The 18009-nt window shown below is 43.5% G+C and carries 20 protein-coding genes; 6 read left to right on the forward strand and 14 right to left on the reverse strand.

The annotated features are described in order from the left end of the window. Window positions 1–70: 70 nt before the first annotated feature. The 14 genes from pknB to O3644_RS05340 all read right to left on the reverse strand — a co-directional run bounded on the left by pknB (window position 71) and on the right by O3644_RS05340 (window position 15231). A complete protein-coding gene (pknB, locus tag O3644_RS05275) occupies window positions 71–1948 on the reverse strand; it encodes a Stk1 family PASTA domain-containing Ser/Thr kinase (RefSeq protein WP_371595239.1) in 1878 nt (625 codons plus the stop codon). Further along, window positions 1945–2685 (reverse strand): Stp1/IreP family PP2C-type Ser/Thr phosphatase, encoded by a 741-nt coding sequence (locus tag O3644_RS05280; protein WP_125373759.1) that lies wholly within the window; start codon window positions 2683–2685, stop codon window positions 1945–1947. The genes pknB and O3644_RS05280 overlap by 4 nt, the downstream gene beginning before the upstream one ends. An 18-nt stretch (window positions 2686–2703) precedes the next feature. Then, entirely contained in the window at window positions 2704–4020 is a 1317-nt protein-coding gene (gene rsmB, locus O3644_RS05285) for a 16S rRNA (cytosine(967)-C(5))-methyltransferase RsmB (RefSeq protein ID WP_371595240.1), read from the reverse strand. Continuing rightward, window positions 4010–4948 carry a methionyl-tRNA formyltransferase gene (fmt, locus tag O3644_RS05290; RefSeq protein WP_371595241.1) on the reverse strand — a complete coding sequence of 313 codons (939 nt, stop codon included), beginning with the start codon at window positions 4946–4948 and terminating at the stop codon, window positions 4010–4012. Before fmt ends, rsmB begins: the two co-directional genes overlap by 11 nt. Before the next feature lie 100 nt (window positions 4949–5048). Then, window positions 5049–7454: a primosomal protein N' gene (locus tag O3644_RS05295; protein ID WP_371595242.1), complete on the reverse strand. Its 2406-nt coding sequence runs from the start codon at window positions 7452–7454 to the stop codon at window positions 5049–5051. Between the two features lie 50 nt (window positions 7455–7504). Further along, window positions 7505–7819 carry a DNA-directed RNA polymerase subunit omega gene (rpoZ, locus tag O3644_RS05300; protein ID WP_005590937.1) on the reverse strand — a complete coding sequence of 105 codons (315 nt, stop codon included), beginning with the start codon at window positions 7817–7819 and terminating at the stop codon, window positions 7505–7507. 26 nt (window positions 7820–7845) lie between these two features. Next, window positions 7846–8478, reverse strand: coding sequence for a guanylate kinase (gmk, locus tag O3644_RS05305; protein WP_185761046.1), 633 nt, complete (start codon window positions 8476–8478; stop codon window positions 7846–7848). Between the two features lie 112 nt (window positions 8479–8590). Next, window positions 8591–9124, reverse strand: a complete 534-nt coding sequence (locus O3644_RS05310) for a DUF177 domain-containing protein (RefSeq protein WP_048766579.1) — start codon at window positions 9122–9124, stop codon at window positions 8591–8593. Window positions 9125–9267: 143 nt separating this feature from the next. Beyond that, window positions 9268–10653 (reverse strand): amino acid permease, encoded by a 1386-nt coding sequence (locus O3644_RS05315; protein ID WP_048766577.1) that lies wholly within the window; start codon window positions 10651–10653, stop codon window positions 9268–9270. A gap of 203 nt (window positions 10654–10856) precedes the next feature. Continuing rightward, entirely contained in the window at window positions 10857–11555 is a 699-nt protein-coding gene (locus tag O3644_RS05320) for a 3-oxoacyl-ACP reductase (RefSeq protein ID WP_048766575.1), read from the reverse strand. After that, a complete protein-coding gene (locus O3644_RS05325; protein WP_002899859.1) occupies window positions 11548–11784 on the reverse strand; it encodes a DUF2829 domain-containing protein in 237 nt (78 codons plus the stop codon). The genes O3644_RS05320 and O3644_RS05325 overlap by 8 nt, the downstream gene beginning before the upstream one ends. 95 nt (window positions 11785–11879) lie before the next feature. Continuing rightward, window positions 11880–13025 carry a site-specific integrase gene (locus O3644_RS05330; RefSeq protein WP_048766571.1) on the reverse strand — a complete coding sequence of 382 codons (1146 nt, stop codon included), beginning with the start codon at window positions 13023–13025 and terminating at the stop codon, window positions 11880–11882. A 233-nt stretch (window positions 13026–13258) separates the two neighbouring features. Continuing rightward, window positions 13259–14263: a RhuM family protein gene (rhuM, locus tag O3644_RS05335; protein WP_371595243.1), complete on the reverse strand. Its 1005-nt coding sequence runs from the start codon at window positions 14261–14263 to the stop codon at window positions 13259–13261. Between the two features lie 122 nt (window positions 14264–14385). Next, on the reverse strand, window positions 14386–15231 hold the full coding sequence (locus O3644_RS05340) for a helix-turn-helix transcriptional regulator (protein WP_313963180.1): 846 nt from the start codon (window positions 15229–15231) through the stop codon (window positions 14386–14388). A gap of 127 nt (window positions 15232–15358) precedes the next feature. Here O3644_RS05340 and O3644_RS05345 point away from each other — a divergent pair, with 127 nt between their 5' ends. From O3644_RS05345 to O3644_RS05370, 6 genes are all read left to right on the forward strand, one after another. Then, window positions 15359–15556, forward strand: a complete 198-nt coding sequence (locus O3644_RS05345) for a helix-turn-helix transcriptional regulator (RefSeq protein WP_313963179.1) — start codon at window positions 15359–15361, stop codon at window positions 15554–15556. A 15-nt stretch (window positions 15557–15571) separates the two neighbouring features. Next, complete coding sequence (locus O3644_RS05350; RefSeq protein WP_313963178.1) at window positions 15572–16210, forward strand: Rha family transcriptional regulator; 639 nt, start codon at window positions 15572–15574, stop codon at window positions 16208–16210. A 323-nt stretch (window positions 16211–16533) separates the two neighbouring features. Next, window positions 16534–17022 (forward strand): hypothetical protein, encoded by a 489-nt coding sequence (locus O3644_RS05355; RefSeq protein WP_048766556.1) that lies wholly within the window; start codon window positions 16534–16536, stop codon window positions 17020–17022. Between the two features lie 170 nt (window positions 17023–17192). Beyond that, window positions 17193–17408 (forward strand): hypothetical protein, encoded by a 216-nt coding sequence (locus O3644_RS05360; protein WP_313963177.1) that lies wholly within the window; start codon window positions 17193–17195, stop codon window positions 17406–17408. Window positions 17409–17490: 82 nt separating this feature from the next. Continuing rightward, window positions 17491–17727, forward strand: a complete 237-nt coding sequence (locus O3644_RS05365) for a DNA-binding protein (RefSeq protein WP_371595244.1) — start codon at window positions 17491–17493, stop codon at window positions 17725–17727. Further along, entirely contained in the window at window positions 17720–18001 is a 282-nt protein-coding gene (locus tag O3644_RS05370) for a hypothetical protein (protein WP_048766548.1), read from the forward strand. The genes O3644_RS05365 and O3644_RS05370 overlap by 8 nt, the downstream gene beginning before the upstream one ends. The last annotated feature ends 8 nt before the right edge of the window (window positions 18002–18009 follow it).

Raw genomic sequence — 18009 nt, forward strand, 5'->3', positions numbered from 1 at the left:
TCAAGGGATATACTTCTATTTCTCTACAAAACCTCGAATAGACTAGATAGGATAACTGTAGCTAGTCGCCTTATTGATGGTCCGTAGATACCGTTGTAGAGCTGCTGGAAGAGCTAGAATGACTTTCACTCTCACTCGTGGTGCTGCTGGAAGGCGATGACGACGATGAACGTTCGCTTGAACTAGAAGAACTTGTTACCGTACCGTCTGTCACGTAGAAAGTAATCTTGGTATTTGATTTCAATTTAATACCTTGACCAGCTGCTGGAGACTGGGATGTCACCAAATCAGCTTGGCTGGACTCCACGGAGCGATCAATCACTCTCTCAATACGAGACGAAGCGATTCCCATCTCCATCAGATAGGACCTCGCATAGGCATACGAAACTTGGAGATGACCAAAGTCCGGCATTGGAACAGTAGTCACTGTTTTAGCAACGGTCAGAGTAATCTGTTTATTTGACGTCACATCATAAGAAGAACCTGCAGCTGGGGTTTGACTGATGACCACTCCTTCTTCAGCATCAGAACTTTCTTCTTCTACAATCTTGATCAGCTTCTCAGGAATATTGTAAGTGCTTTTCAGATCTTCAATCGCCTCTGAGGACTTCTTACCGACGTAATTTTCTACCGTAAAGGTTTTTGCTCCTTTAGAGACAATCAAATCCACTTTACTGTTTTCGCGACGTTGACTATTAGCTGGTGGATCTGTCTTGATGATCTTACCTTCCGCCACTTTATCACTGTAATCCTCCTTGATTTCTCCTACCTCAAGACCCTTAGCAGTAATGGTCGAACGAGCTTCTGCCACTGTTTGTCCTGCTACATCTGGAACCGTAGTATTAGCAGGACTCTTGTAGATCAGAAAGAAGAAAGCTGCAAAAACTAAGAGAATAGCTAAAAACATAACTTTGTATCTAGCTCTTAAATGACGTTTTTTCGGCTTTTTGACTGGAGCTTTCAAAACGGGGGCCTCTCTCTTCACATCAGCTGTAGCTTTAGGAGCCACTGCTTCTGTGGCAGGGCTTGGGGTTGACTGAGGAACTGGAGGAACTTTTGGCAAAGTTTTAGTATCTGCCTTGGCCCCATCATCAAAGACCAGTTTCTTTTCATTTCGACGGTCATAGGATAAGCTGCTAGACAAGTCAACATACATCTCCGCAACCGATTGATAGCGATCGCTCAGCTTTTTAGCCGTTGCCTTAATGACCACATTTTCCAAGGCCTGAGGAACATTCGGATTTTCTGCGATGATTGAAGGCAGAGGCTTTTGGAAATGCTGCAAAGCAATCGTCACAGCACTATCTCCGTCATAAGGGATATGCCCTGTCAGCATCTCGTAGAAAATAATCCCCATGGCATAAATATCACTCTGAACAGTGGCTTTGGAACCCCGTGCCTGTTCTGGTGAAAGATAATGCACCGACCCCAGCATCGAATTGGTCTGGGTCAGACTGGTCTCTGCGAAAGCCACGGCAATCCCAAAATCTGTTACCTTAGCATCGCCATCTGGTGTCAAGAGGACATTTTGTGGTTTCAGATCACGGTGGACAATCCCGCGTGTATGCGCCAGGCGCATAGCCAGTAGGATTTGCCCCATGATTCTGACCGCTTCTTCGTTTGAAAGTGGAGAATTTTCTTTGATATAGCGCTTGAGGTCAAGGCCAGACACATATTCCATGGCCAGATACTGCTGACCATCTTCTTCTCCAATATCGGAAATCCGGACAATGTAAGGATGATCCAAGTCCGCCATTGCTTTGGCTTCTCTTTGGAAGCGGGCAACTGCAATAGGATCCGTCTGATAATTGGTTCTAAGAACCTTTACAGCAACTTCCTCACCATCAAGTATCAGATCTCGCGCCAGATAGACATCTGCCATGCCTCCACGGCCAATCTGTTTGATGATTTTATATCGCCCGGCAAAGATCTTGCCGATTTGAATCATTCCTGCTCCTCCTTGTCAAAACGAACCAGAGCAACTGTGATATTATCCAGCCCTCCAGCATTGTTGGCAAAGCGAATTAAGGTTTCAGTTTTTTCAGATAGGCTGATATCGCTGGTGACAATATCATAAATTTCGCTGTCTGAAATCATATTGGTCAGACCGTCACTGTTGAGCAGAAGGTAATCACCAGCTTCTAACGTGATCATGCCATAGTCAGGCTGCACTTCGTCTTTTTGACCGATAGATTGAGTGATAATATTCTTCTGCGGATGGCGTTCCGCCTCTTCTTGTGTAATCTGTCCAGCCTTGAGCAAAGCATTAACAAGTGAATGGTCACTGGTTAATTGGCTATATTCCTCACCGCGAATCAAGCCAATGCGAGAATCACCAATATGAGCATAGATAGCTTGATTATCAATAATGGCTAAGGCTTCTAGCGTCGTGCCCATACCCTTGTATTCTTCGTCCTGACCAAATTGGTGGATGCGCTGATTTTCTTGTTCCAAATGCTCTGCAAACCATTCACGGACTTGGTTTACTGAGTCAATCTGAGTATCAACCCATGCAGCACCCAGGTCTGTTACAGCCATTTCACTGGCAATGTTACCAGCTCTGTGGCCACCCATACCATCGGCCAAGATAATCATGGTCTTGCCAGCCCGATTTACAAAAAGATTGGCATAATCCTGATTATTTGTCCGCTTTTGACCAACATCTGTTAATATTGAAATTTCCATACTGTCAGTTTCCTCCTCTTAGTCCGATATCTTCCTAAATTGACTGATAAAAAATCCATCGCTTCCGTATAATTCCGGCGTAATCAAGATACAGCCGTCTTTCACGATATCTTCTCTTTCATGTTCTAGTCTAACTTGCTCAAAATTTGGGTGTCTTTCTAGAAATTTCTTGACTACTTCAAAATTCTCTGCAGACACAATCGTGCAAGTACTATAAGTTATTATACCACCTTTACGTAGACTTTGACAAACGCTGTCTAATATATCCAGCTGAATTTTTTGTAAATTTTCAAAATCAGCGTTTTCTTTATTGTATTTAATGTCTGGTTTGCGGCGAATTAAGCCGATGCCAGAGCAGGGAGCGTCCACTAGGATTTTATCAAAAGCATTTGGTCCAAAAGTCTCAAATACCTTGATCGCATCCAGTTTTTTAGTAGTAATTTTATCTGCCAAGCCTAGACGTTCTGCATTTTGACGAATCAAGTCCAGCTTATGGTCGTAAAGATCCAAGGCTGTAATCTGACCACTCGTCAGATAGGAAGCCATGTGCACAGCCTTCCCACCTGGCGCACTGCAGGCATCCAGAATCTGCTCATTCCCTTCAATATGCAAGGTTGGAGCAACCAGCTGACTAGACTCGTCTTGAATAGTAATCAAGCCTTTTTCAAAGAATTCATGACCAGCAAAATGGCCTTGTTTCTTGACCAAGGCTGAAGGGGCTAAGAGCGAATCGTCCGCACCCAAAACCGCTTTAACTTCTTCCTTTCGAGCCAAATCCGTCACTCGGATGCTGGCCTTGTTGCGCTCAAAGAGACCAGAAAAGATAGCTTCCGCGCGTTCTTCCCCGTATTCGTCAATCAACACCTTGACTAGCCAGACTGGTAGAGAATACTGGACTGAGTAGCGCTTATTCTTGCGGTTTATACTGGTCGGATCGGCTGCACCTTCCCGCTCGATTTTCCGCAGAATCGCATTGACATATTTTTCACTGCCACGCTTACGACTTTTGGCAATCTCAACAGCTTCATTGACGACAGCGTGCTGGGGGATTTTATCCAGATAGAGCATCTGATAAAGGCTGAGCTCAAGCAGGATATAAAGCCAAGCATCCAGCTTGTCTCTATCCTCCACAAAATGAGCCAATTGCCATTCCAGACTAATTTTGCGAGCGACCGTTCCATAGACCAGCTCCGTAACCAAGCTTTTATCAGCTGAACTGAGAGCACTCTGTTTCAGAGCCTTATTGAGGGCGATATTGGAATAAGCGCCCTCTTCAAAGACTTCTTCCAGAATTTCCAGAGCAAGCTCTCGGGCTCTTTTTTGCTTACTTTCCAAATTCATCACCTACTGCTAAATTCCGACCCAGACCGTTGAGAAAGTCCTTAATATCCATTTTGGGCTTGCCGAATGGCTGCACCGTCTTTAGAGAAAGAGCTCCCTCCCCCGCTGCGACCGCTAATTCTTTCTTGCTGATTGTCAAGATTTCACCTGGACGACCGCTGCCTTTTACTTGGCTAACCTCGTAAATCTTGAAGCGCTGGCCAGCTAGCAGGGTATGGGCCACCGGCCAAGGATTCATGCCCCGAACCTGATTGAAAATCTGACGACTGGTCTTTGTCCAATCAATCCGCTCTTGCTCTGGGCTGATATTCGGTGAAAAAGTCACCAGCTCTGGATTTTGAGGCTGAACTTGAATCTCTCCCGCTACATAGGCTGGCAAGACTTCTAAAAGAAGATCGCGACCAATCACAGCTAGTTTTTCAAAGAGAGTTCCCACGTTATCAGACTCTTCAATAGCTGTCGCTCGACTGGCAATCATATCACCAGCGTCCATCTCCTTAACCATTTCCATAATGGTCACACCTGCTTCTTGGTCACCATTTATCAAGGCATAATGAATGGGCGCTCCGCCACGGTATTTGGGCAAGAGAGACGCATGGACATTCACTGCGAAGTTAACGCTGTCCAGCAAGCGGCTAGGCAAAAATTGACCAAAGGCTGCTGTCACGATGCCGTCAGCCCCTAAGTTCATAATCTCTTCCAAGTCCGCGCTTTTAGCTAACTTTTCTGGTTGGTAAACTGGCAAGCCGTTAGCTAAAGCCACTTCCTTGACCGGTGTCATGCGGATTTCCTTTTTGCGGCCCACCGCTCGGTCTGGCTGAGTGACCACCGCTAAAATTTCATATTGTTCGCTTTCCAGCAGGCCTTTTAAGACCGTTGCTGAAAAGTCAGGCGTTCCCATAAAAATTAATTTCACTGTCATTTCCTCAAATCTGTCGCAGAATCCCATCACCTGCGACTGTTTTTCTTTCTATTATATCAAAAAAGCGAGCAAAGCTGATAGCTCTCGCTCACTTTCGCCATCAGATAAAATTCTGGGGTTCATTATCAATACTAAGGCGCAGGTCCTTGTTTTCCGCTTGCTGCGTTAATTCCAAGACCTGATTGAGTGTAGCTTGCAGGTCATCTTCAAAGCGATACTTCAGTAAAATCTGATAGTGGTAGAGGTTGTGGGTTCGAGCAATGGGTTTGGGTGTGGGACCCAAAATTTGCACCTTGTCCGACAAGCCACTCCGTAAAATATCCATGACTTGATAAGATTTCTTGACTACCGTTTCCTCATCCTTGTGGGATAGGGTCAGCCCGACTGTATAGTAATAAGGCGGATATCCTAACTGCCGTCGAATTCCCATTTCATAAGCGTAAAAACCTTCGTAATCCTGCTTTCTGGCAAAGTCAATGGCATAGTGATGCGGGTTGTAAGACTGGATAAAGACTTGCCCAGTTTTTTCAGCTCGACCTGCCCGACCTGCTACCTGAGTCAGCAGCTGAAAGGTTCGTTCTGAAGAGCGAAAATCTGGCAGATTCAGAGCCGTATCCGCATTGAGCACACCGACCAGGGTCACATTAGGAAAATCCAATCCCTTGGCAATCATCTGAGTTCCCAGCAGAATATCTGCCCGCCCCTGACCAAAAGCCTCTAGGATCTCTTCGTGGCTCCCTTTTTTTCGGGTCGTATCCACATCCATCCGCAGAATGCGGGCCTCTGGAAAGAGAGTCACCAGCTCATCATAGGCTTTCTGCGTTCCCGTACCATAGTAGCGAATGCTGCGACTGGCACAATTAGGACAGGTTTGCGGAATATCCTTGGTAAAGCCACAGTAGTGACAGTTCATGGTCTTGGTATCCATATGCAGGGTCAGAGAAATGTCACAGTTGGGACAGGTGTCCACCGTGCCGCATTCCCGACACATGACAAAGCTAGAATAACCTCGCCTGTTGAGCATGAGAACCGTCTGCTCACCCTGCTCCAGACGATCCTGAATAGCTTCTAGCAGGACTGGAGTGAAATTACTGGCTTCATTTTGCCCAATGTAATCTCGGAAGTCCACCACCTGAACCTGGGGAATCTGTGCCAGCGGATTAGCCCGCTTGGTCAGCTGCAAAAAGTCATATACGCCACGGCTGGCTCTGGCCCTGCTCTCCAAACTCGGAGTCGCCGAACCCAGCACTAAGACAGCTTGATTGTAGCGAGCTCGCAGGAGAGCCACCTCTCTGGCATGGTAGCGAGGATTGGAATCCTGCTTGTAGGAAGACTCATGCTCCTCGTCAATGATGATGGCTCCGATATTTGTCAAGGGGGCAAAGATGGCCGAACGAGCACCAACAACGACCTGAGCTTCTCCTCGCTCCACCTTGCGCCACTCATCGTACTTCTCGCCATCAGATAGACCAGAATGCAAAATAGCTACCTTGTTACCAAAGCGCGAAATAAAGCGATCGGTCACCTGAGGAGTCAGGGAAATTTCCGGCACCAGCATAATCGCGGTCTTTCCTTGGATTAGAGCCTCCTCAATCACCTCGAGATAAACCTCGGTCTTGCCACTCCCCGTCACTCCTTCTAGCAAAACGGGCTGAGCGTCAGCTTGGCCGATTTTTTGACAAATCGCAGTGACCGCGGCTGCCTGCTCCTCATTTAGAACCAGCTTTTTATCCTGTCGCTCCTTTTGGAAATGCGCTGCAGACCGGCTGACCTCTCTCTCCTCTGTATGAAGAAGCTCCTTTTCTAAGAAAATGTTGACTACTGCAGGCGAAAAGAGTTTACGTAAGTCTTTGAGAAGACCTGATTGTGGATTTTCCAGCAAATAAGTCTGAAGTTCCTGCTGCTTTTTCGCTCGGGCAGAAGGCAAGAACTGAGTCAATTTCTCACTGTTCACATGATACCAAGTTTCTGTCTTGATATGCTTACGGTCCGTCGCTTGGTATTCCAAGCGAATCTTACCAGCCTGAGTTAGCCGCATGAGCTTGGACTGACTTTTCTTGTCTAAATCAGAAAAGCGAAGACTAGCTTCCTGGCCAAAAATGGCCTGCCGCTCTTCGGAAGAAAGCTGCTCCGTTGGATAAAGCAACTTGTCATAGCTGGAATTAAGAAGACTCGGCAACATGGCCTTCAGGATGGAAATTTTATAGGAAAAGACAGACAGGCGCAATTGGTCAGCTAGCCAGAGCTGCTCGGCATTGAGAACCGGCCTAAAGTCAAGAACTTCAGCAATATCTTTCAATTCTCCGATATGACCAGCCAAATCTTCCTCTCTCTCATCAGCCAAGCCAACAATCAGCCCCTGAATCAACCGACCGCCCTTACCAAAAGGCACATGCACCCGCATCCCAGCTTCTAGCATCTCAGAAAACTCCTCTGGAACCGCATAGCTGTATGGTTTATCCGTCTGCATCAGAGGAACATCGACAATAACCTTGGCAACTTTCACACTCTCACCCCGCTTTCCCTAAACGAAAAATAAGATTGAGTATCCCAACCTTAAATTTTCTCACCCTCTTCTTTTTCTTTGGCAATTTGTTCTTTGATCTTGCGCTCTTCTTCTTCTTTACGCAAACGTTCTTCTTCCGCACGACGGCGAACTGCTTCGCGTTTTCCTTCTGGATCTGGGTGAATCACAACATTACCAGATTCAATTTCTTCTAAAGCACGTAGCGTTGATTTTACTGATTTAAAATCTTGAGTTGGCTTAGCGCCAGCTTCTAGCTCATGGGCACGCTTAGCTTCTAAGATAACCAAAGAATATTTTGACGGTACCTTGTCCAACAAGGTATCAATAGACGGTTTTAACATCATAACTATTTACCTAATTTCTAACTTTATTAACGAACAACTACTTCATCCTTAGGAAGCATGTCTTGGTAGTGACCGATGACCCGGTCCACACGAAAATGCTCGGCTTCAATTACACGTTTCACACGTTCAGCTGCCAAAGGCACTTGGTCATTGACAATAGCGTAGTCATACTCTCGCATCAAGGCAATTTCTTCTTTTGCTTTCTCAATTCGCTGAGCAATAACATCTGCACTGTCTGTACCACGGCCAACCAAACGGTCTTTCAACTCTTCCAAGTCTGGCGGAGTCAGAAAGATAAACACAGCATCGGGCACTTTTTTCTTGACTTGGAGTGCTCCTTGCACTTCGATTTCCAAGAAAACATCTATCCCCTTATCCAAGGTCTCATTGACATAAGTGAGTGGAGTCCCGTAATAATTGCCGACATACTCTGCATACTCGAGCATCTGCCCTTGACGGATCAACTCCTCAAACTCTTCACGAGTGCGAAAGAAATAATCAACACCATCAACTTCACCAGGACGCTGCGGACGAGTCGTCATAGATACAGAATACTGAAACTGATTGTCCGTACTCTCAAAAATTTCCCGTCTTACTGTCCCTTTTCCAACGCCTGAGGGGCCAGAAAAGACAATTAACAAGCCTCGTTCTGTCATCATATCTCCTTCACAGTCTTTCTATTTAGTGTAACAAAATTGCGCTCATATTTCAAGAAGATTCAAAGAGATTTCCTTGATAATCCTCCAGAATCCTGCTAGATTTTAGACGCTTTTATTCATCAAATAAGCCTTGAAGACTGGCGAAAGGACTGTTAGCTTCTTTCTTCTCCATTTGCTGCTTTTGGTAGTCTTCCTCCGTCAGCACCTGCCAGTCATTTCCCGTAGGCATACTCGCACCAGCTTCCTCTTCAGGAGTCAAAACTTTCAGCGGAATATGAAGTAAAATATTGTCCGCCACACTGGCTGCCAGATCGATCGTATCTCCCTCAAATGGTAGAACCAAATCATCTTCCAGCAAATCTTTTTGCACGGAGCCATCTTCGACGGAAGCAAAGACTTCATGAACCATGTAGGCTTCCTCCCTATCAACCGGAGCCATACTGCGACTAGAAGCGAGGATAATCTTGTAGGTCAAGGTGTAATCCAAAAAATAAAGCCCATTTTCATACTGAGCCTGACCTCTGGCCACGATTTTCTGGATATCTAACACTTCACGATTACGCTCTTGTAGCTCTTGCGCCAAATCAAAGTCTTGGTCGAACCGCAAGCCGCCAGCATTCTTCTTAATTTCTTGAATATTTAACATTTCAGCCTCATTTTACATTATTTTTTCTTCATTATATCATTTTCTCAGCCAAATACCTATACCCAAAACAGCCATGAAACAACTAAAAAGAAAATCTCTCAGCCAGCTGGACTGAGAGACAACACGTTTTTCCTAAAAAGGGATTATTTTCGGAATTTGAACTGGCTGTAAAGACCAAAGACGATGATCCAGACAGCTGAACCGATCGCTCCCACCACCGTTGACTCTTGTAAGAAAAGAGTGACAAAGACAAAGGCAAAGAAGAGCATGGTCAAAGGATTGAGAAACTTGTAAGCTGGCATGAGATAACCATCTGCCATAAAATCTGGTGACTTACGATATTTGAGGTGGGCCAGCATAGTCAGACCATAGATAGCGATGTAGACACCAGATGAGGAGGCCGTAATCAGAGCAAAGGAGTCCGATACTCCCGGAAGAATCTTGATAAAGGCCGCAAAGGCAATGGTAGCCGCCGAAGCCAAAATCGCATTCTGCGGAACATTTTGCCGAGATAACTTCCCAGCTCCTATTTTCTCAAGAAAAGGATTGGGCGTATCGTGGGCAATCTGATACAAATGGCGACCTGTTGAGTAAAGGGTCGAGTTTAGTGCGGAGGCCGCTGAGGTCAGAACCACGAAGTTAATCAAGGCTGCCGCCCATTTGAGACCCGCTAACTTAAAAACGATAACAAAGGGAGAGTCAGCCGTTGCCAGTTTTTCCCAAGGAATGATAGCCATAATGGCAAGGAGAGAACCCCCGTAAAACAAGACAATCCGCAAAGGAATTTCTTTGATGGCTTTTGGCAAGACCGCCCGTGGATTAGCCGTTTCAGAAGTGGTAATCCCGATAAATTCAATGGCCTGATAGGCAAAGAAAACCATCTGGAAAGCCATGACAAAACTTACAAAGCCATTAGGGAAAAGCTGAAAACCTCGTCCAATATTCCCAAGACTAGCTACTCCGTGAGGCGTTTTAAAGCCTGTCAATACCATAAAGACAGCCGTTGCAATCAAAGCAATAATAGCTACAATCTTTATCATAGCAAACCAAAATTCGACCTCACCGAAAACTCGAACCGCTATCAGATTGACCAAGCTAAGAAGAGCTAGAAAGACAAGCTGAATCATCCAAGCTGGCCAGTCAGGAAACCAGTACTGCACATACTGGGCAACAGCCGTAATCTCAGCCATTCCAATAAAAATCAGAGAAATCCAGTAGGACCAACCAGAAAAATACCCCCAGCCAGTTCCCAAATATTTGGTAATAAAGTTGATAAAGGTATGCTGGTCAGGGTCATAATAAAGCATTTCCCCAATCGCCCGCATCATCAGATACATGAAAAGGCCCGTCAGCATGTAAATCAAGATAATGGACGGACCCGTCAAACTAATCGAGCGCCCTGCCCCCAAGAAAAGTCCCGTACCAATGGTTCCAGCAATGGCTATAATCTGAACATGCCGATTTTGTAAGCCACGTTTCATCCCGTTCTTTTCTTTTTTCTCGTTGTTTTTCAACTCATTTTCATTCATTCAATCATTTCCTTTCACAAATCGCTTTATTGTATCACAATTCAAGCAATTCTGCTAGAAATTCTTTTATTTTTATCTATAAAAGTTAGAAAAAATATTTATTTTTATGCTAAGACCTGTTAATCTTCATCCGATACTCTTAAATTTATCTTCTCTTTTGTAGTAGATTGCCACGGATGATGTCCCCAAACTCAGTAAATCTCCTATTTCAAACTCCAGCCGCCGTCAATTTTGATAATCTCGCCCTGCATAGCAGCTGCCTTACCGCTTGCCAGAAAGAGACTGACATCAGCTACTTCTTGAGGATCCAGCCAGCGCTTGATCGGCGTTTCCTCAGCAACCCAGTCTGCCAGCCCGCCTGGCTCAAAATCTGCGGCAGTCATGGCTGTCTTGACAGCGCCTGGCGCCAAGCCAAAGACTTGGATATTTTGATCCGCATAGTCCAGGGCTATCTGCTTGGTCAAACCAGCTAGAGCATGCTTAGAGGCTGTATAGGCAGCACCGCCGCCGCCAGCCAAAAAACTAGCAATCGAGCACATATTAATGATGATACCAGACTTTTTCTTCAGCATCTTCTGCAGGTAAAAGCGAGTGATTTTCATGGTTGCGGTCAGATTCAGCGCAAAAAGCTGCTCCCAATCCTCGTCACTTGTCTCGTGCAAGGGACGATAATCGTCCAAAATACCGGCCGTATTACAGAGAATGTCCACCTCAGGCAAGCTAGTGAAGAGTGGCGCCAAGTCATCTGTCAAATCCATTTTAAAAAAACGTAGTTCATTTAGAAACTCCGGATTTTCACCCTTATCTACCCCATAAACGCGGTAGCCATTTTCTAAAAAGGTCAGAGCCTGAGCTCGGCCGATGCCAGAGCTAGCTCCCGTCACCAGTACTGTCTTAGTCATCCACTTCTACCCAATCTGTCGCGAGGACATCACAAGGAGTTGGACTCCACATGGAGAAGCCCTCCCCTTCGCCTGAAACATTGATGAGGAAATAAGGTGTCACCTCGAGAGCCACCCCATTCTGCTCAATCGTGTCAAAGAGCTGGACGTAGTTCTCTGCCCCACCCCAGCCTGTACGCACATATTTTTTCTTGGCCTTAAGGCCTGGTAAAATTTCTTCAAATGTCATGGTTTTCTCCTTTATTGTCTATAAACCTTGATTTGATAAGGTTTGTGAACCTCTGGAATGAGGTGGTTTTTAAATTTGTTCACCTTTTTGTGGACTTACAAGTCATTTATGGCTTTTTCGTAGTATGAAACAGCCTCTTTTTCTTTGTCCTTGGATAGGTGACTATAGATGTCCATGGTCATAGCCAAGGTAGCATGGCCTAACCGGTATTGTAATTCTTTATAGCTGATACCAGCGTTGAGCAATAAACTAGCGTGAGTATGGCGGAAGGCGTGGAAGGTAAAGCGGGGTATTCCAATTTCTTTGCAACGCCTATCCAGGGAATCTTGCCTTGTGGCCATATTCTGATATTCCTTAGTCGGGATAGCAAATACTACAGACGGAGCACGCGCCCCATCTTCTACGAATAGTTGCCGCTGCCTATTTTTGTAGAGCTTCAACATATTGACTGTTTTCCGGTCAATGCTAATCACTCTAACTCCTGCTTTACTTTTAGGCGGGCCTACTAGATCCACCAGCCTATTATAATTTTTTGATATGCTGATGGTCGCATTCTCCAAGTCGATATCAGACCACTCCAGAGCCACTGCCTCACCAAAGCGACAACCAGTCGCAAGTAGTAGGCTATACAGCACATAATCAAAATAATGACTGTATTTTTTGAATGCCAGCTTCTCCATATAGCCTAAAAGAGACTTCAAGTCCTCCGGAGCGATAAACTTGATTGCTTTACTCTCACGCTTTGGCTTCCTGGGCAGGATAATATCCCTCGCTGGGTTGAATGGCAAGAGCTGCAGCGAAACGCCATATTTTAAGATACGGCTATTTATCGAGTGAACCACGCCAAAGTGAACCAAGCGACTTGATAAGTCATTGATGAAACTCTGGATATAACTAGCTGCCAGCTTATCCAGTTTCATCTTTCCAAAAACTGGGATTAAGTGGCTATTCACCATTCTTTCTGTCGCTATGAAGGTTTGGGGTTTGACAGTCAGCCGGTAACTTTCCAGCCATAGGGCAGCCAATTCTTGATAACTCTTCACCCGCACAGTTTTATGAACCGTTGACCCGTTCGCTTTAAAGTCAAGCTGCGCGTGCTGGGTTTTGCTTTTGACCTCTTTTTTTGTCCGTCCGGTGATACTGGTCTTTACTTTCTTCCCCGTTACCTGATCCACTCCTAGATAGACACTTGCGCGGTACACGTTGCTACCGTCTTTCTTTTTGACTTCTGTTATTTTCATGATATACCTTTCCATCAGCAGGCAAGCTGTTATTAAAAAGATTTTAGATTGAATTAGGTTTATATCATGCTAGGAGCTACGAGACCCCCCTCTATTTTCGTTTTTAATGAGTTGGGCAGCATATATACCAGAAAAGAAAACACGCGCTTAAACGGGCTTATATTGCGTTTTAAAACGTGGCATATTTTGGGTGAATAATCTAGGTCAAAAAATGAGATTGTGAAGGTATGAGACTATTTATCCGCTAGGTGCTTGATTTGTCTTTCAAAGTCCGAGTTTATCTTTTGGGTTTTGTTGAATAGCTGATATTCTGCTTTTGCTTTATCTTTCGCAGCCTTGGAAGTGATTTTCCCATGACCTTCTAAAATATCGTATTCTTGGAAAGTCAAAAATCGGTCAATGCTTTGGGCTAGTTGTTGCATTGTCTGAGCTTTTCTTTGTTCAATTTGCCTTTCCAGGTAATCAAAGTAACTAGATATCCCTCGTTCAAGGGAACGGATCTGTTTTTCTGTTAGGTAATTCTTTGCTATTTGGGTATCTGATTGCAATATACGACCGTCAGGGGAGTTTTTCCATGTAGTAAGCCCCATATTGTCCTTTGTATGATCTGCTTTTGTGTAGATGATTTCCGCAGCAGTCTGGCCAGTAATTGCGTAATGGAACTTATTCTGTACATCCGCATAGAATTGCTTTGTCAACGTGCTTTGTGGGTCATAGTCGATAGAGATTTCAGCAAAAATATCTGTAATCTGCAACCATATACGACGCTCACTAGCTCGGATAGAACGCACGCGCTCCAAGAGCTCACGGAAATAGTCTTTTTCCAGAAGGTTCTCACCTTGTTTTAGACGGTCATCATCCATAGCGAAGCCTTTTATCATGTACTCACGAAGTACCGAAGTAGCCCATTGTCTGAAGCGCGTGGCTTTTTGAGAATTAACACGGTAACCAACTGAGATGATGGCATCAAGATTGTAGTAGCTGACATCCTTAGTTTGGGTTTTATCAGCAATTGCACCGTGTTTTGTGGTTATTTCCATTTTGGAAACAACCACCTTTTCTTCTAATTCTCCCTCTTCAAAGATATTCTTTAGATGCTTACTGATTGCAGGAACACCTACATCAAACAAGCGAGCCATTTCTTTCTGACTAGCCCAGATAGTTTCCCCGCGTATAATAACGCTAGCTGTTTCTTGGTTGTTATCTGCTGAATAGATTAAAAATTGTAATTCGTTCATAGCTTCCTTTCTGTTAGTGTTTTAAAAATTAGATTTTTTAGATGTTTGATTTGCTGAACGCCGAGAAATCACGCGCTTCATGGTTGTTGGACATTGTGGCAAGTGGGTTGATAGGTGATTTATTACCGGTTGTACCTTATTCCATTAATTGTATTTTGAAGTGCAACAATATCGGTACTTGATAAACTTTTGCCATCTAGAGTTAATTTATGAATTACTTCGGGATCATCAATGATATTCAAATCAGTTAATTTAGTTTTATCTAATTCTTTGAAACGGTATCTATCGAACGTTCCTGTTTTATGTTGAAGAGCTTTTACAGCAGAATATATTTCTAATTCTTGATCCGTCAAAGTGTTTAACATAATCTCAGTATATTCAGCTTTTGAAATCCCGTCAATTATACTGCTATCTTCAAAATATTCAACAAATTCTGTTAAAAATCTTTGATACCAATAATCGACCACCATACCTTTAACATATTCTGAATCGGGATAAGAAGAATAATCCTCATGATTTAGATGCTCCCCATATCCATTAACACCATACTTAGAATCAAGGAACTCAGTATATTCAGGGAAAACGGACATATCTTCAAGATTCCATGAACTAACATAATCACTAAAATCTTCTAAAGATCTAATTTCCCCTTCGTCATCATCTAATCGTTCATTTAATTCTTCAAGAATACGTGAAGAATACTTCTCCCAAAATTCAGGTAGTGTATCAGGAACATATATCTCTTCTTTTTTTTCGTCTGATAAGTCTAATTCAAAATACACATCATAATTTATTGGAGATAGTTCAGCGATAGAAAGAATTATCTTAAAAAACAATTCTTTAGTAGGGTAACGTTTTTCATTTTCTATATTTGAAATATAAGGTTGAGAAACCTGAACAGATTTAGCTAATTCCACCACTTTTATATTTTGTCTTTTGCGTAAATCCTTTAAATAAGTTCCTATCATCGTAACACCTCCTATTAAAACACATTATAACAAGAAATATAACTATTGACAAATAAAAATAATAGTGTAAAATAAATTATAACAGGTTATATTTCTTGTTATAATTTATTTTGGAAGGAGTTTTTTTATGAAAAACAATTTTCGTATTTTGCTTGCTAAAAAGCGTAAAAAGGTTTCAGACGTCTATAAGGCTACTGGTATTTCAAAAAGTACATTGACCGCTTTGTACTATGAGCGCACCAAAAACCCTGAAGCAGAAACTTTGCTTAAAATCGCTGACTATCTAGGCGTTACTATTGACGAATTATTAACACCAGAAGAGTAAGAAAGGGGCCAAACCATGAACCTAGTCTACATGGACGGTAAGAAAGAGCCGTATACAACCCACGAAATAGTGGCAGAACATGCTGAAATAGAAATAAATTCAGTAAGAAAACTAATTGATAAGCACAAAGAAGATTTAGAGGCCTTTGGGGTTTTGTCATTTGAAATCCATAAACCTAAAAAAGGATCGTTAGGCGGACGGCCTAGAAAAATCTATCGCTTAAACGAACAACAGGCTACTTTATTAGTGACTTATCTAGGAAATACCCGACCTGTTAGAAACTTCAAGGCAAATCTAGTAAAAGCATTCTTTGAAATGCGGGACGAGCTGACACAGTTTAAGCTGCAGCGTGCTTTAGAGAAGCCAAAGCGTAAAATTTTGCATGACAGTATAGAGACATGGGAGGCAAAACCCAAGCACGCGCATAGCACCATTACAAATCTTTTGCTAAAAGGCACTAGCGGCATGAATAAAAAGCAACTGATGGCGGCGCGTGGCGGTCTGACAGGCATTGATAGCCTAACCAGTACCGAGCTTGTCAAATACCAAGCCTTGGAAGATATGGCTATCGCTATGATTAACCTAGGCATGACCTATCAGGATATTAAGTCCATGGTCTTCAGACCAAAAGAAAACGCACCACAAGGCGCGTGAGAGCAACAAAAAAGGCTTTGAGAGCGACCAAACTATCAAGCCTTTCACACTATCACTAAAACATAATAAACAAGCAGGCAAGCTGTTATTAAAAGGGTTTTAGTAAAGATTTATACCTAGATTATAGCATATCTAGGACATTTTGACCATACGTAGAGCGCCAACTCTTTAAACTGGTACTTTCTCACGCTTTCAAACTTTGGCGACTCTGAGCGTGGGAATTAACTAGTATAGTAAAAGGCAAGAAAGACATTAAAAAGCTGTCGAAACAGGAACAAGCCTATCAAGGCAATTACACAAACACAGAAAAAGGAGTAAACACCATGGCAGAAACATCATACGAGAATTTAACTAGACGTATAGACAGAATTAGCGCAGAAATGCGAGAAATTAGCGAAAAAAATGGCCTAAGAAGACTTTCTTTATTGGCAAATCAGACAAAGTCCATCAAAGAAGATTTGTCCCGTTTACTTTGGATTGAATTTCCAGAATTGAATGAAAGTCATAAAATCGAGGCAGTCTCTAAAAGCACTACGGGAATGTTTTTCCATCCTGGTATTTTTGAAATGGATGCTATGCGACAAGCCTTTTTCAAAAGACAAGCCAAAACATTCTTCTTGACAGAGGCAGAACAACAATCTTATATCACTTATACAGAGAATCTATATCTAGAATCAACTAAAACTCTCAAAGAAATCATAAAAGATACTGACCAAAATTTACCCAATTCTAGTTATCAAGAAAAACGGGTTCGAAATATCGAACTATTTACAGCAGCTATCAGTAGCAATGTACAACACGAGGAGTTATAAAAAATGAGCGAACTACTAGGCGCAATTTTAACACTACTACTTTTCTTTCTGGCTGGCGTATGCGCTGAGCTGTTTCACTCCTGGGCTATTGCTTACAGACGCCGAGGGTATATCACCAAACGGCAACTCAGAAAGATGGAAAAATAGCTTGAAACAATGGAGGGCAGAGGATGACAAATAAAACGAATGATATTCTAGTGGACTATGAAGGGCTTTGCGGACAGTTAAAGGACATTCTAGATGTCTTAGAGTTAGCTAGTGCAGAGGAAGGGCAGAGAACTTTTTCCCTGCTCCATACAGCTAACCACGCTCTAAAACAACTCATTTCAGAACATGACGCTCTAGCCGAGACATACCGGAAGGAGGCCTGCCATGACAGAGCTTGAAGAAAGAATTCTAAGACTGATACCCGTAGGGGCGGACGAGCCACGCGCAGGGCGGGATATAGCCAATGTGCTAGGGCTGGAGATGAGAGCCTTACGAGATCATATTCTCCGGCTTATCGTTCGCTATGGTATCCCTATTGTGGCCAAACGTGGGGTAGGTAACGGCTACTATATTCCTGCTAACGATACCGAACGCCTAGCAGGGATCAGGGAGCTAAAGGCTCAGTATGACACAGAGGGAAAGCGTCTAGATGTGCTAATTAAAGCTGATTTAGAAAGCTATAAAGAGCTGCTGAAGGGAGCTGATCAGAATGTTTAGTCTCAGCAAAGAAAGTGAATATGAGCTAACCCATGGCGTTCTGGAGCTTGTGGAGAACTATCTAGAAGCGCGTGAGAAGGTCAAACCACGCTTGACGGGGTTAATTTCAGCCCAGCAAGCCATGGACGAACTGGACATAAAATATAAGACACTGCAACGGTGGGAAAAAGCAGGACTAAGACGATACAAACCACCGCTAGAGGATGCTAGAAAAGTATATTACAGGGTTAGCGAACTTTTAAAATTTTTGGGGGTGGAAAATGGCAAGGTATAACGTACACC

The organism is Streptococcus sp. 27098_8_113 (assembly GCF_041432545.1).
Taxonomy (GTDB): Bacteria; Bacillota; Bacilli; order Lactobacillales; family Streptococcaceae; genus Streptococcus.